Origin of the sequence: Flavobacterium sp. S87F.05.LMB.W.Kidney.N (genome assembly GCF_004366435.1) — a bacterium.
GTDB lineage: Bacteria > Bacteroidota > Bacteroidia > Flavobacteriales > Flavobacteriaceae > Flavobacterium.
This window is the reverse complement of the sequence record NZ_SODX01000001.1, coordinates 242134-256022: the sequence shown is the minus strand read 5'-3', so window position 1 is coordinate 256022 and position 13889 is coordinate 242134. Positions and strand designations below refer to the sequence as shown.

General features: G+C 31.3%; 16 protein-coding genes. 3 read left to right on the top strand and 13 right to left on the bottom strand.

The annotated features are described in order from the left end of the window. Positions 1-26: 26 nt before the first annotated feature. The 10 genes from atpH to EDB96_RS01085 form a co-directional block, all read right to left on the bottom strand. Positions 27-560 (bottom strand): ATP synthase F1 subunit delta, encoded by a 534-nt coding sequence (gene atpH, locus EDB96_RS01130; protein WP_057115504.1) that lies wholly within the window; start codon positions 558-560, stop codon positions 27-29. Between the two features lie 4 nt (positions 561-564). Then, positions 565-1065 carry a F0F1 ATP synthase subunit B gene (locus EDB96_RS01125; protein ID WP_057115503.1) on the bottom strand — a complete coding sequence of 167 codons (501 nt, stop codon included), beginning with the start codon at positions 1063-1065 and terminating at the stop codon, positions 565-567. Positions 1066-1153: 88 nt separating this feature from the next. Next, the gene (atpE, locus tag EDB96_RS01120) at positions 1154-1351 is read right to left on the bottom strand and encodes an ATP synthase F0 subunit C (RefSeq protein WP_008465835.1); all 198 of its coding nucleotides are present in this window, start codon (positions 1349-1351) and stop codon (positions 1154-1156) included. Positions 1352-1384: 33 nt separating this feature from the next. Further along, the gene (gene atpB / locus EDB96_RS01115; protein ID WP_057115502.1) at positions 1385-2560 is read right to left on the bottom strand and encodes a F0F1 ATP synthase subunit A; all 1176 of its coding nucleotides are present in this window, start codon (positions 2558-2560) and stop codon (positions 1385-1387) included. A gap of 118 nt (positions 2561-2678) precedes the next feature. Beyond that, positions 2679-3071 (bottom strand): hypothetical protein, encoded by a 393-nt coding sequence (locus EDB96_RS01110; protein WP_134138820.1) that lies wholly within the window; start codon positions 3069-3071, stop codon positions 2679-2681. 57 nt (positions 3072-3128) lie between these two features. Further along, positions 3129-3356 (bottom strand): AtpZ/AtpI family protein, encoded by a 228-nt coding sequence (locus tag EDB96_RS01105; protein WP_057115500.1) that lies wholly within the window; start codon positions 3354-3356, stop codon positions 3129-3131. Continuing rightward, the gene (locus EDB96_RS01100; protein ID WP_057115499.1) at positions 3337-3732 is read right to left on the bottom strand and encodes a polymer-forming cytoskeletal protein; all 396 of its coding nucleotides are present in this window, start codon (positions 3730-3732) and stop codon (positions 3337-3339) included. Before EDB96_RS01100 ends, EDB96_RS01105 begins: the two co-directional genes overlap by 20 nt. A 2-nt stretch (positions 3733-3734) precedes the next feature. Continuing rightward, the gene (locus EDB96_RS01095) at positions 3735-6347 is read right to left on the bottom strand and encodes a tetratricopeptide repeat protein (protein ID WP_134138819.1); all 2613 of its coding nucleotides are present in this window, start codon (positions 6345-6347) and stop codon (positions 3735-3737) included. Between the two features lie 88 nt (positions 6348-6435). Further along, on the bottom strand, positions 6436-7131 hold the full coding sequence (locus EDB96_RS01090) for an ABC transporter ATP-binding protein (protein WP_057115497.1): 696 nt from the start codon (positions 7129-7131) through the stop codon (positions 6436-6438). 103 nt (positions 7132-7234) lie between these two features. Then, entirely contained in the window at positions 7235-8695 is a 1461-nt protein-coding gene (locus EDB96_RS01085) for a DUF5687 family protein (RefSeq protein WP_134138818.1), read from the bottom strand. Between the two features lie 128 nt (positions 8696-8823). Between EDB96_RS01085 and EDB96_RS01080 the strand changes: the two genes are divergently transcribed. After that, on the top strand, positions 8824-9876 hold the full coding sequence (locus EDB96_RS01080; RefSeq protein ID WP_057115495.1) for a 2Fe-2S iron-sulfur cluster-binding protein: 1053 nt from the start codon (positions 8824-8826) through the stop codon (positions 9874-9876). 264 nt (positions 9877-10140) lie between these two features. After that, the gene (locus EDB96_RS01075) at positions 10141-10554 is read left to right on the top strand and encodes a hypothetical protein (protein ID WP_057115494.1); all 414 of its coding nucleotides are present in this window, start codon (positions 10141-10143) and stop codon (positions 10552-10554) included. Here the strand turns inward: EDB96_RS01075 and EDB96_RS01070 are convergent. Continuing rightward, a complete protein-coding gene (locus tag EDB96_RS01070; protein WP_134138817.1) occupies positions 10543-11550 on the bottom strand; it encodes a glycosyltransferase family 9 protein in 1008 nt (335 codons plus the stop codon). The two genes, EDB96_RS01075 and EDB96_RS01070, sit on opposite strands and share 12 nt — an antisense overlap. A 40-nt stretch (positions 11551-11590) precedes the next feature. Further along, positions 11591-12196 carry a DUF4254 domain-containing protein gene (locus EDB96_RS01065; protein ID WP_057115492.1) on the bottom strand — a complete coding sequence of 202 codons (606 nt, stop codon included), beginning with the start codon at positions 12194-12196 and terminating at the stop codon, positions 11591-11593. A gap of 110 nt (positions 12197-12306) precedes the next feature. Between EDB96_RS01065 and upp the strand changes: the two genes are divergently transcribed. Then, complete coding sequence (gene upp, locus EDB96_RS01060; protein WP_057115491.1) at positions 12307-12960, top strand: uracil phosphoribosyltransferase; 654 nt, start codon at positions 12307-12309, stop codon at positions 12958-12960. On the opposite strand, the gene EDB96_RS01055 is transcribed toward upp, so the two are convergent. After that, positions 12955-13884: a DUF6427 family protein gene (locus tag EDB96_RS01055; RefSeq protein ID WP_134138815.1), complete on the bottom strand. Its 930-nt coding sequence runs from the start codon at positions 13882-13884 to the stop codon at positions 12955-12957. The genes upp and EDB96_RS01055 overlap by 6 nt on opposite strands. Positions 13885-13889 lie beyond the last annotated feature (5 nt).

Below are 13889 nucleotides of genomic sequence, written 5' to 3'. Positions count from 1 at the left end.
TTTAGACACTTTTTGTGTTATAAAAACTAATTACTTAACTCTCTTTTTAATACTTGTAATCTGTTTGCAACAGAAGCGTTGTATTGATTATCGCCTATTCTTAAAATAAATCCACCAATAATTGAAGGATCTACTATATTTTCAATTGTAATTTTTTTGTCTGATAAAGTTGCAACTTTGGCTAAAACTTTAGCTTCTAAAGCAGCATCCATTGGAATGGCAGTTGTAACTTTCGCTACTTCAACACCATTACTTTCATCAAACAATTTATTGTATTCTAATGCGATTGCATTAAGAATTTCAAATCTTTTGTTTTCAAATAATAAATGAAATAATCCTTTTGTTACTCCATTTACATCTGCGAAAACTTCTAGAAGAGCACTTTCTTTAACTTCAACTTTTGTTGTTGGGTTTTGGATAAAGGTACTCAATTCTGTATTAGTATCGATTGCTGATGCAATTGATTTCATATCGTTATTGACAGCTTCGGCAACACCTTTAGAGTTTGCTAAGTCTAGAATTGCTTTTGCATAACGAATTGCTGCTCTTGTACTTGCCATAATCTTAGTTTAACTTTACGTCACCTAACATTTTCTCAACTAATTTAGTTTGAGATTCTTTGTTAGATAATTCTTCTTTCAATAATTTCTCAGCAATACTTAATGATAGACTTGAAACTTGAGATTTCAGTTCTGCCATTGCAGCATTTTTTTCGCTTTCGATAGCAGCTTTAGCTTGTTCGATCATTTTTTGACCAGCTTCTTGTGCTTCGTTTTTAGAATCAGCAATCATTTTCTCTTTCATTTCACGAGCTTCTTTTAGCATCGCGTCACGTTCTGCACGAGCTTCATTCAAAATTCTTTGATTGTCAGCTTGTAAATTTTCCATTTCTCTCTTTGCGTTTTCAGCAGAAAGCAATGCATTTTTAATACCTTCTTCTCTTGCAGTAATAGACTCCATAATTGGTTTCCATGCAAATTTCACCAAAAGTAAAATTAATACTAACAAGATTAAAGCTTGCCAAAAGAATAGACCGAATGAAAAATCGTTAATTAACTTATCCATTTTATAACTATATTAAATATTTAATTTCTTTTTTAAAAGTAACAACATCTTTAACCAACCGTTAAAGATGCTGTTATTTCTCTCTTTATTATTTTCCTAAGATTAAAGCAGCGAATGCTAAACCTTCTAATAAAGCCGCGATAATAATCATCGCAGTTTGAATTTTACCAGCAGCTTCTGGCTGACGAGCAATAGCGTCCATAGCAGATCCACCGATTTTACCTAAACCTAAACCTGCACCGATTACTACTAAACCAGCACCTACTAAAGTTGGAATTGTTCCCATAACTATTTATATATATAAAATTAAACTTCTAAATTAAATAATTGCTGTTTCATCTTCGTGGTGGTGAGCATGATCATGATCTTGAACAGCCATACCAATAAATAGTGATGATAACATCGTGAAGATAAACGCTTGTAAAAATGCAACTAAAACTTCAATAACAGAGATAAACAATGTTAAACCTAATGAGATTGGCAAATCTGCTGCTAAATTTTTACCTACGAAAATCATAGCGATCAAACTCATAATTACTACGTGACCTGCAGTAATGTTTGCATACAAACGAATTAATAATGCAAATGGTTTTGTTAATGTTCCTAAAACTTCAATTGGTGCTAAAATAATTTTCATTGGAACTGGTACTCCTGGCATCCAGAAAATGTGTCCCCAATAATCTTTGTTTGCACTAAATTGTGTAATGATGAAAGTAAATGCTGCTAAACAAACTGTAATAGCGATGTTACCTGTAACGTTAATTCCTAGTGGAGTCATTCCTAATAAGTTTAACAACCAAACAAAGAAAAATACAGTTAATAGGTAACCCATATATTTACGGTATTTTTTCTCACCAATATTAGGAACAGCGATTTCGTCTCTAATAAAAATAATAAGTGGCTCTAAAACTCTACCAAATCCAGTTGGGATTGGTCCTTTTTTATATGATCTTGCTAATCCAGTAAACATTAAAAATAATACTACTGCAACGAAAAGCATTGATACTACATTTTTTGTAATAGAAAAATCTAACGGCTTTTCATTTTCTGGATGTCCGTGCTCGTTAAAGTTAATTGTACCGGCAGCATCTGTTTTGTAAATTTTACCGTGAACTAATTTGTAAAAGTTTCCGTCAACTTCTGCAACTGCTTCACCGTGGTGTAATTTTGAAGAAGAGAAAATTTTCAATCCTCCGTCAATAAGTATAACTGGTAATGAAAAACCATAATGTTTGTTTTCTTTCTCATCTGAGAAGAAAACAAAATCGTGAGAATCTTGTAAGTGATGATCAATAAAAGCGTCCACTTTTGCTTTTGGATCAAGAGCAGCATGCTCTCCTTCCTCAGGGGCATTGTGTGAAACTACTTTCTCTTCATGAGCTGTTTCAGTTTGAACATGCGTTGAGTCATTCTCTGGATTTGCAAAACCCATAATTGGTAGAGAAGCTACAAAAGCGGCAAGAATAAAGCTGAGCGGTTTGTTTGAAATCACCATATCGTGGAAAATCTTATTTTTTTACGTTTCTAAAATTTGGTGCAAAGGTACATTTTTTATTAATATTCAAAAGGATATGAAAAATTATTTTTAAACCTTGTTTTAAAGAATTGTTATTTTAACGCTTTTCATTTAATAATCGGACAGTTAAAAGCGTCTGAAATAACAAAAACAGCACAAATGTTATAAAAAAACTAATCTTTTCAACATCGGTTTCTCCAGTTTTAATTTTTAAAATTGGCTGCAGAATTAAATATCCCAATAACATTTGTGCAAAAGTTCCAAATAAGAACGTCATCCCGACGATTTCAAAATTCTTCTTTTTTACTATTAATAATATAAGGTATAATAAAGCCGAAATTCCGAAGAAGAATAAATACTGTAATTCTAAACTGTAATGAAAGTTTTGAATATTAATTTCACAAAAAAAGAAAATTGCTTTGTGTAGAATATAAGCTGTTAAAGCAAGACAAAATAAATAAAATACCGGTTTGTAATTTTTTAAAAGCATTTGAGATAATTTTTGCGCAAAGATGCAACTTTTATCTTAAGCTGTTTTTACTAAAAACTACTTTGTCTTATTAATATCGTTTACCTGGCGAATTACATTATATAATGCGACTCCAACTCCAAGCATAACAAAAATGGTATTGTAATATACTTTGGGACTTGGATGCTTTTCGTCAAGCCAAGTTCCAAAGTAAGAGAATACAAAAATAATAACTCCCATTTGAAAAGGAATATTAATAAATGCAAGCCATTTATTTCTTCTATTATTATTCGGTTCCTTTTCCATCTTTTAGGGTTACTTCTTTATTATGAGTAAGCATGGTGCAGGTTGCTGTAAAATCGGCTCCTGGTTCTATAGAAAGTTTTCCTACTGCTACTTCTCCATGTATTTGAGCAGTCGATTTAATATTAAGGATTTCAAGAACTTTTATTTTTCCATGAAATTCTCCTTCAATATCCGCATTATTACAAATAATTTCTCCTTTGACAGCTCCTTTTGCGCCTATTACAATTTTTCCTTGTGAAGTAAAATTTCCAATCAATTCGCCGTCTAATCTAAAATCGGCTTTTGATACTATGTCTCCTACTATCGATGTTCCTTCTACAATACGATTTGTTTTTCCTAATTGCTCTGTTCCGCTTTTTTTTACTTTTTCAAACATTATTATGGGGTTTTTGGGGTCAAGTAGGCTTCGAGGTTCTTTTTAATTTGAACCACTTTGTAATTATCTGTTGATATAATAACAGCAGGATGTGCAATTTTATATTTCTTGTCATCTCTCAAAACTCCCGCAACATCTTTAGCATAAGCTTCAGATTTTAAACCATGAATAATTACAAAACTTTCAGATTGATTGTATTTATCAAAAGAAGTTGTTAAGCGTTCAAAATTTTCAACTAATAAAAATACTCTAATCGCTTCTTCAATTTGTTTAAGCGTTTTAGTATCACTATTAGGCACTGCATATAAAATTTTCCAGCTTTTGTTGTCTACTGTTGTAAAATTTAATCTTTCTAAAGCCGGCACTTGTTTCTCTAGAATTTCTCTTGCATTTTTACCCTCTTCACTATTCGGATAATTATCGGCTACATTTTCAAGTCCTTTTTTATAAGCTTCTAAACCATTTACTTTTCCTAAAGTATTGGCTTTCAATAATTCATATTTCGAAACGATATCATCTCCAGAATATTGATTAATCAAATTATCAATATTGGCTAAGACTTCATCAAATTTTTCTTCTTCAAAAAGTTTATACCATTTTTGGTATTCTTTGTCTGGACTTGAGTTAGGATCTTCTGCTCTATTATTTAAAATCTGAGCATATCTCGAAGTTGGATATTTAGTTGAAATTTCCGCTTTTATCTCTTCTGCTCTTTGTGGATTTGTAATTTGGTAAATTTTATACAAATTATACATCGTAGGCAATACCAGTTTTTCTTCTGGATTGTTGCGCAGTAATTGTTCTAGTTTATCACTAGCCAAATTATATTCTTTAAACTTCTCCTTATATATAAGTCCTAATTGGTAGTATGCAAAATTACGTTCTATACCAATACTGTCCATTGCTGGCTGTGACGTAGGAAGTTGTTTTACATAATAGGCTACAGTATATTTTTCTGCAACCACTGTATCTTGTAAAGTATTTGCAACATCTTTAGTATTGATGGTATCGTTCATTGCATCGTTGTTAGCAGATTTTATTCCTGCCAATCTCCAGTTGCCGCCCAATGTTCTATTACCCCACATTTTTTTAAATTGCAATTTTCCATAAGCAACCGTTGTTGGATTATAGAAATAAAATGTGCTTCCGTTTTCATTTGCTCCAGGAGGCATTCCTACTCCTTCTGGTTCTACTGGTTTTCCTAAAGACTGCGGATTTACAGCTCCATTTCCTGAAATCTGTGCCTGCGAGTTTAAGTCGATATTTGCTAAACGCTCTTTTTCTTTTTCTTCTAAAAGTCGTTTGGCTTCATCTTTCTTTTTTAACTCTACAATATAATTTTCGAAATAAATCTTTTTCTCAGTTGCCGGCAGATTGTATACCTTAATAATACTATCATTGCGTTTTGCAATAGCTTCGTACTTAATTACATTATCAAGGTTTTTTCTGTTTTTTTCTATAAAAGCGTATTCTCTGGTTTTAGGATCTAATTTCACCAATGTACTGTCATAATATTTAGCAGCCATTGTATAATTTGTATTTTTAAAATACATGTTCCCAATGTTTCTGTATGCAGAAGCCACCAAATAAGGATCTTTTGATTTTCTTCCTAAAGACTTGTTATAAAACTTTAAGGCATTTTCTTGATCTTTCTTTTTATCATAAAAAACTCCCATTTCGTAAAACAACACATCATAATAAGGGCGATTCTCTCGGTCAGTAACAAGTTTATTAAACATTTTTAAAAAGATGGTATCATTATCTTTTTCATAATCATACAACTGTGCTTTTTTAGCGTACGCGTGCATCATATATTTACGATCTGCTTTTCGATTCAAATCGATTACACCATCATAAAAATAAATTGCACTGTCCCGTTTTCCTTGTTCCTGATACATTTGGCCAAGAATAAAACGGTATCTAGCTCGCTCTTCATTCTTTCTTGTAAATTCCTCAGCAATTCTTAGTTTAGCAACAGCACTATCTTTTTCTTCTAAATTTATAAAAGCTTCAGCCAGAAGAGCATTAGCATCAGCGTAAGTCTGTTTGTCTAAATCTATATTTTTAAGTAACAGCTTAATGTTTTTTAACGCAATGGCATCGTTACCTAAACGCATATTGGTTTTTTCGCGCCAGATTTTAGCAGTATAAATATTATTGCTGTTTGGATATTTGTATAAAATATAATTGAATGCTTCAACTGCAGGAATAAAACGCTGATCGTAATATCTTGCTTTTCCGAGCATTAAATACGCTTCGTCAATTTGTGAATTTCTTTCCCTGCCTCCAATATTCATGGAGTGTTTTTGAATGGCTTTGGTCGCTTTTGTTTCTGCGCGCTCAAAATCAGGATTTTTAGCTTTTTCTCCTTCAGAAAAATTTTCGTCAAACTGCATTTTTTCAATTGGCAGTAATTTCCAAAAATTATCTTGATCATTGGCCTGAATAGATTTTAAGCCTTTATCTAGACCGATTCCTCCATTGTACAAAATATTGTATTTCGTGCCAACAGAATGCGAAGTTCTAGACAAAAAGGTATTTTTTTTGGTAGAACAAGCTATCAAAAAGAATAAAAAAACGAAAGTAAAACTATATTTAAGAGTATTCTTTTTCAATAGAAAAGAGTTTAAAACAGATAACTACTAAAAATCGATTTTAGTATATAGACTTGTAAAAATACGCTTCTTTTTGTAATCTAAAAACTTATACCGCAAAAAACGATTCTAGTTCCTGTAAGGTCTCTTTTGAAGTTTTGATATCCTTTACAATTTCTCCTTTATTAAGTGCAACAATTCGGTCGCAAACCTCTACTGTGTGCTGTAAATCGTGGCTTGAAACTAACACAGTAACATTTGGATTATCTGCCAGATCTTTGATGATTTTTTTTAACCTGCTGACAGTTGTTGGATCTAAATTGGCAAAAGGCTCATCTAAAATAATAACTTCTGGATTACCTATAAGTGTAGCAATTATACCTACTTTTTTCTGATTTCCTTTAGACAAGTCTCTTAAATACTTTTTATTTTTTAAAATTTCTCCATTAAAAAATTCTTCATGCTGAGCCAATAAAGCATCAACATCAGCCTTATTTTGATTGCGAAGATCTCCAATAAAATAGAAATATTCTTCTGGTGTTAAATAGCCGATTAAGAAACTTTCGTCAAGAAATGAGCCGGTAAAAGATTTCCAATTTTCACTTGTATTTACCTGAATATTATTGTTATGAATACTTCCTTTTGAGGGTTGAATTAAATCTAGAAGAAGGCTGAAAAATGTTGTTTTTCCTGCGCCGTTGTTTCCTACTAATCCGAAACTTTGTCCTTTTGGGATTTCAAGATTTTCTATGTTTAAAACTGTTGTTCCGTTATAATTTTTTATAAGTTGATTTACTTGTATCATTTTAATTGTTGATTTTAGATTGTTGATTTTAGATTGTTGATTTTAGATTGTTGATTTTAGATTTCTAATTGATAATATTATCTGATTATCAAATTGGCACATTTTAACTTTTTTGTTTATAAGCATTTATTGTACTGTACTTTTCGATTTTGTATCTTTTTTCGATTAAAGAAAAAACCTTATCTCTAAAAATAAATCCTAAAACACCTGCACCAGCGACTAATCCTAATCCAAGATTTTTGTTGTTTAGATAAAGTCCGATTGAGTAAAGCGCTAAAGGCAGTAAAATTTTTGGCAGCGAAAGAAGCATAGCATTAACATTGAACGCTTTTTTATCTCCAAAGGCTCCGCCGGCGTTGCTTAAATCGATTGGCGTTTTGGTAAATGCACCGCCTAAAAGAACTAAATGCGAATTGACTCCTATATTATAAATTGCTCCAACGATAATAGTTAAATATACCTCCCAGCCGTAAAAAAGATAAAACGAAGCCAGAATTGTAGAAATGAAAGTTGCAATAACAATCAGCCACCACTTAGAGGTAATGTAACCACGATACGGAACATTTTGTGTCATCAATAATTGATAATAAGAACTATCCCAGCTTGGCACAAACTGACCAAATACAAACAAGAATCCGCCTGAAACAAATATGCCTGCAAAAATGTGCATTACTGCCGGCTGATGCGAGTTTGCAAAAAATATTAGTCCATAAAATAAAAAGAGAAAACTCATAAAAATAGTTGTTTTCGATCTCTTATTTCTTTTGATGAGTTTAATATCATTTTTAAGAAATGTCCCCAAGGTTCCAAATTGATTCAGCCAAGTAAGATTTTCTGTCGAAGCAATGTCTTGTTTTACAGATAATCCAGCATCTAGATATAAATTTTTCTTGAAGTATTTAAAAGTAAAAGCATGCAGCACTATTAATACTAAAATCGGAATTAAAAACACTCCTTCTATATCGTAAAAATTTTGAAAAAACGGAGTTGTAAAAGTCGTAATATCAAATAATTTATAATATTGTGCTCCTGCTAATGCCAGAATTATCACGACAAAAACAACGAATAATTTATCGATATTACTTAATATAATATTCAAAAAGTTATTAATGTAAATTATGGCCATAATTCCCAAATGCCAGAAAACAATTCCAACAACATCATATCCGTTCAAAATTAATACAACCGAAAACGGAATAAAAAATAAGGCATGTACCCAATTAAAAAAAGACAAAACTGTTTTGCCTAAAGAAAAATGCACAATCGTTGGTTTTTTAAAGGGTAAAACCAATAATGGTTTGATATTTAAAACTGGGATTGACTGCAGTAACAACCTAATTATCAAATCGAATAGAAAATAATAAATCAGAAATTTGTTAATGGTTACTAATGGTTCTAATTTCATGTCCTTTAAAACATAAAATGCTCCAACTCCCATTCCGATAAAAATTAAGGAAAAATAGATCATTAAAAATCCAATTATAATTTTCATTGTCAGGTTTTTACCAAAAGATGCCGATCTAATAAAGGCCTTCCATTCTAGGTAAATAAACTTCTTAATCATGGTTTATAGTTTTAGTTTCTGTGTAGTAAGAGATCAAATGTAGGAAAACGTTACAAAAAAAGTTAAAAAAAATAATTTCGTGCCAATCATTTAACACTGGTTTGCTACTTTTGCAGAAAAATTCTAACATGCCTTCATTCTTAAAACTTATAATTAAAGAGGTAAAACGCGAAACTGCAGATGCTGTTTCTATACTTTTTAATGTTCCCGAAGAACTAAAACCAGATTATAAATTTATAGCTGGTCAATATATAAACTTAAAATTAACTCTTGATAACCAAGAAATTAGACGTGCTTATTCCATTTGTTCTGCACCAGACAGCGGCGAATTAAGAATTGCTGTCAAAGCTGTAAAAAATGGTCTTTTTTCTCAGTTTGCCAATACAAAATTAAAATCAGGAGATGTTCTTGAAGTGGGTCAGCCAGAAGGAAAATTTACTTTTGAGCCTGATGCTGAAAGACAAAAAAATTACGCCGCATTTGTTGCAGGAAGTGGTATCACTCCAGTTCTTTCTATCATAAAAACGGTTTTAAAAAATGAGCCAAAAAGTTCGTTTGTATTGGTTTATGGAAATAGAACTCCAGAAAACACTATGTTTCATCAGGAACTTCATGATTTACAATTACAATATGTAGGCAGATTTTTTGTGCATTACGTATTTAGTCAGGCAAAAGCTGAAAATGCTTTGTTTGGAAGAATTGAAAAATCTGCTGTGAATTTTGTTTTAAATAACAAACATAAAGAACTTGAGTTTGATAAATTCTTCTTGTGCGGACCAGAAGAAATGATCAATACTGTTTCTAATGTTTTGAAAGAGAAAAACGTAAAAGAATCTGCTATTAAATTTGAGCTTTTTACTTCTTCTTCTGAAGAACACATAATTCAAGGTTCTCAAGAAGGGCATACAAAAATTACGGTTTTGGTAGACGATGAGGAAACTACTTTTGAGATGTCTAAAAAACAGACTATTCTAGATGCTGCTCTAAAACAAGGAGTTGATGCTCCGTATTCTTGCCAAGGCGGAATTTGCAGCAGCTGCTTAGGACGTGTTACAGCAGGATCTGCAGAAATGACTAAAAACTCTATTTTAACAGACAGCGAAATTGCCGAAGGATTAATTTTAACTTGTCAAGCGCATCCAACTTCTGAAACTATTTATGTTGATTACGACGATGTTTAGTATTTAGAAATTTCAATATTAAAAATCCAAATTCCAAATAAAACTGGAATTTGGATTTTTTTTTGACTTATTATAATTATTATAATTTTTACAAAATGAGAATGAAAGATTGGGGTAGTAATATCAATTTATTATAAAACCAATTTTTAATTGAAATATTGCTGAATTTTTATTATATTAGGGGTGAAATTATGGTAATCGCAATCAGAGTATATTGCTGTATTACTAAATAAAATTTGTCAACACATTTAAATATTAAATATTATGGCAACGCATCACTACCTTCGTTTATCTTTTATCGCGCTTTTTGTAATTACATCTCTTATTTGCGTTTACTTCATAATTAAAAAACAACGAAATAAAAAAGGACCCAAATTACTGTCTAAAGAGAAATATGACTCAACAATGAGTGGAAAAATGACAGAAGTAAAAGTTTCTGATCATAATTTTTTTAATATCTGGCCTTATGTAAGTAAGCTAAAAGCCGCTAACATACTATCCCGAAAAATTAAAGAATCTCAATTGGTACATAAAGTCTATAGAAATTCAACAGAAGATTTTGAACATATTTTGCTATCTACAGAAAAAGAAAATCATTTTGTTGTAATTGTTGCTAATAGAAACAAAAAGAAAACAATTGGATATTTTCTCTATGATTTTAATGGATTATATGCTTAACTGAATTTTCTCTATTATATCTTTTGGAGAAATACTTCTCATTGCATCTTCGTAACCATCAACAACTTTATTTCCGTAAACAGAAGTTGGCAGTTGAGGATATTTATTTCTGTCTGAAGTTAACGCATTTTCTAAACTTTGATTGAAGGGTAAAAATCCTGCGTACGGATGCGTAGCCCCCCAGAGTGTAATAACTTTAACGCCGAGCATTGCCGCAATATGTGCATTTCCAGAATCCATAGAAAGCATAACATCTAGATTGCCTATCAATTGTAATTCCTGCTGAAATTTAATTTTCCCAGCCATATTAATTACATTTTCATACGGTTGCGAAAGTGAATCTAAAATCTCGATTTCTTTTTTTCCGCCGCCAAAAAGCAAAATTTTATAAGCTGAATTTTCAGCCAATTTTGCTACAACTTCTTTCATTAAATCTATCGGATAAACCTTAGAATCATATTGTGCAAAAGGCGCAATTCCAATTAATTTTTGATTTTTTCCGCCGATGATTTCTAAAATTTCGGCACTTAAAACTGCTTTTTCAGGAAAACTCGGATTGGATAAATCTAAAGGAAAACCCAGTTCTTCAAACACTTTTGCATGTCTTTGGAACATCGTTGGCAATTGTTTAAAAATCTTATTCTCGGCTCTTGTTAATTCTTTTTTCCCTTCTCGGCCTTTATCTACAGTTGCTCTTTTTTTTCCGCTTAAAGCGAAAAGTAAGCTCACAACTTTAGATCTCAATACATTATGAAGATCTGCAAAAGCATCAATTTTTAGTTTTTTTACGTCGTTATATAAACGTACAAGTCCAAGAAATCCTTTGTGTCTTTCTTTTTCATCAAACGCAAAAAATTCCAAATTGGGAATTCCATCAAAAAAAGGTTTGAAAAAAGGACGGGAAATAACGGTCAATTTCACCGTTGGATATTGTTTTACGAAAGCGCGTAAAACAGGAACCGTCATGGCGACATCTCCCATTGCGGATAGTCTCATGACGGCTATATGCTTAATTTTGCTAGACAAGTCTGCCAAATTATTTTTTATTTTGATATAAAACTGGATTCAATTCATCATCATTGTACATTTTCATTTGTTTGTACACTTTCATGAATTTATCACCATTTTCAATATCTGTCAATAATTCTTCAATTGCTGTAGATAAATCTGTTCTTTGTTCTAAAAGAATATTTAATTTTTCCTGGCATTTATCTCTATGTTCTTGTGAAGCTTCTGCACGAGTTGCTTCTTCATTCATGTGATAAATTTTTAAAGCTAAAATAGACAATCTATCAAATGCCCAAGCAGGACTTTCAGAGTTGATTTTTGCTCCGTCTTTTACTTTTACATCACTGTATTTTTGTAAAAAATAGCTGTCGATATATTCCACCATATCAGTACGTTCCTGATTTGATGCATCAATTCTTCTTTTTAAAGTTAAGGCTGCAACAGGATCAATTTGCGGATCACGAATAATATCTTCAAAATGCCATTGAACAGTATCAATCCAATTTTTCAAATATAATAAATGTTCAAACTTATCTTTTGGATAAGGATTATTAATCGGCTGATCGACATTATCAAATTGATGATAATCTTTGATACTTTGCTCGAAAACAGAATATGCTAATTTTGAAAACATGTTTTTATTTTTTTATAAAACAAAGATACTTTTTATACTTTTATAGTTTGAAAAAAACTACTAATTTTTCAATTCTTCTTAAAAATCTATTGATCTACTAAAAAAATATTATGAAAATTCATTATATCTCTGAGAATAACAGTGTATTAAATCATTTTCTAGGACAAATTAGAAATGTAAATGTACAGAACGACAGTATGCGTTTTCGTAGAAATATTGAACGCATTGGAGAAATCATGGCCTATGAATTGAGTAAAATTTTGCCATACAAAAATGTTGATATTCAAACGCCTCTCGGAATTAAAAAAACAACAGAAATTGAAACAGATTTAGTTTTATGTCCAATTCTAAGAGCTGGATTACCGCTTCATAACGGTTTTCTAAATTATTTTGACCACGCAGAAAACAGCTTTGTTTCGGCTTGCAGATATCACCCAAATAATGATGATAAGTTCGAAATTTTGGTTGAATATCAGGCTATTTCAAACTTAAACAATAAAACGGTTTTACTTCTTGATCCAATGCTTGCAACGGGTCAGTCTATTGTAGCAGTTCACAAAAAATTAGTCGAAAATGCCGCTCCAACAGAAATTCATATTGTAGTGGTTATTGCTGCGCCAGAAGGTGTCGCTTATCTAGAAAAAAATCTTCCGGATAATTGTCATTTATGGGTCGCTTCTTTAGACGAAAAACTAAATGAGAAAAACTACATTGTTCCTGGTCTTGGCGATGCGGGAGATCTTGCTTACGGAAGTAAATTATAATTGTGAAAAGAATGTAAATAAACTGCAGACAATCAACACATAATATACAATTTCGTTGTTCAATTTTTGCTGCATATATTCAACATGACTTGTCGCCATAATTGCTAATGGTGCAATACTGAACAATAATAAATCATTGCTCTTGTTTGGTGAAATGATATACACCAAAGCTGCGATAAAAAAGCAGGCAACAATTTTCTTATATGAAGAATGCACAATCTGCGGTCTGTTTGATAATGTCATTAACATTGAAGTAACAAAAAATAAGGCAACGGCGGTATATATTGAAAGTGCTCCGTTTTCGTAATTATTTTTGAAATAATCAATTCTAAAATCGATTACAGCTCTTTCTTGAAAAAATGCAATGGCATCGATATGAAAAATTAAAGATGTCATATAAAACAATACTGCTACCGCTAAAAGTGCAATAAAAGGCAAAACCCAGTTTCTATAATCTCTAGAAACGTGAAAAACAATTGATATAAAAACCAATATTAAGAAAAGTACACTCCAAAATTGAAATAAAGAAGCTACAAAAATCCAAAATGATGCATCGAATATTTTTTCTTTTGATGCTTTGAGCGATTGAAGAGAAATCAACCTTCGAAGTGCCAATAAAATAAAGAAGTTCGCATAAATAACATTTGGATTGTTAAATATGGTTGGAAAAAACAAAAGAAATAATAAATAGAAAAGTATCGCGTAACCATTGTCTTTACTGAGTCCGTTCTTTTTTACAATAAAATTTATCATAAAAAAAGAAGCCAAAATAAAGCACAACAAACTCACTTTTTGGAAAGCCAAAAAATAAGAAGTAACCCAAGATGGGTCTTTAATTTGGAACATAAAAAAGAAAACCAGTATTAAAATTACGACCAATGAATAATTTAATGGCGTAGATTTTTTAAAAACACTTGTTATCATAAGGA

What these genes read in the sequence shown, in the direction of transcription:
- atpH (WP_057115504.1), bottom strand. Translation starts at nt 560, where the DNA reads ATGGCAAGTACAAGAGCAGCAATTCGTTATGCAAAAGCAATTCTAGAC.
- EDB96_RS01125 (WP_057115503.1), bottom strand. Translation starts at nt 1,065, where the DNA reads ATGGATAAGTTAATTAACGATTTTTCATTCGGTCTATTCTTTTGGCAA.
- atpE (WP_008465835.1), bottom strand. Translation starts at nt 1,351, where the DNA reads ATGGGAACAATTCCAACTTTAGTAGGTGCTGGTTTAGTAGTAATCGGT.
- atpB (WP_057115502.1), bottom strand. Translation starts at nt 2,560, where the DNA reads ATGGTGATTTCAAACAAACCGCTCAGCTTTATTCTTGCCGCTTTTGTA.
- EDB96_RS01110 (WP_134138820.1), bottom strand. Translation starts at nt 3,071, where the DNA reads ATGCTTTTAAAAAATTACAAACCGGTATTTTATTTATTTTGTCTTGCT.
- EDB96_RS01105 (WP_057115500.1), bottom strand. Translation starts at nt 3,356, where the DNA reads ATGGAAAAGGAACCGAATAATAATAGAAGAAATAAATGGCTTGCATTT.
- EDB96_RS01100 (WP_057115499.1), bottom strand. Translation starts at nt 3,732, where the DNA reads ATGTTTGAAAAAGTAAAAAAAAGCGGAACAGAGCAATTAGGAAAAACA.
- EDB96_RS01090 (WP_057115497.1), bottom strand. Translation starts at nt 7,131, where the DNA reads ATGATACAAGTAAATCAACTTATAAAAAATTATAACGGAACAACAGTT.
- EDB96_RS01085 (WP_134138818.1), bottom strand. Translation starts at nt 8,695, where the DNA reads ATGATTAAGAAGTTTATTTACCTAGAATGGAAGGCCTTTATTAGATCG.
- EDB96_RS01080 (WP_057115495.1), top strand. Translation starts at nt 8,824, where the DNA reads ATGCCTTCATTCTTAAAACTTATAATTAAAGAGGTAAAACGCGAAACT.
- EDB96_RS01075 (WP_057115494.1), top strand. Translation starts at nt 10,141, where the DNA reads ATGGCAACGCATCACTACCTTCGTTTATCTTTTATCGCGCTTTTTGTA.
- EDB96_RS01070 (WP_134138817.1), bottom strand. Translation starts at nt 11,550, where the DNA reads ATGAGACTATCCGCAATGGGAGATGTCGCCATGACGGTTCCTGTTTTA.
- EDB96_RS01065 (WP_057115492.1), bottom strand. Translation starts at nt 12,196, where the DNA reads ATGTTTTCAAAATTAGCATATTCTGTTTTCGAGCAAAGTATCAAAGAT.
- upp (WP_057115491.1), top strand. Translation starts at nt 12,307, where the DNA reads ATGAAAATTCATTATATCTCTGAGAATAACAGTGTATTAAATCATTTT.
- EDB96_RS01055 (WP_134138815.1), bottom strand. Translation starts at nt 13,884, where the DNA reads ATGATAACAAGTGTTTTTAAAAAATCTACGCCATTAAATTATTCATTG.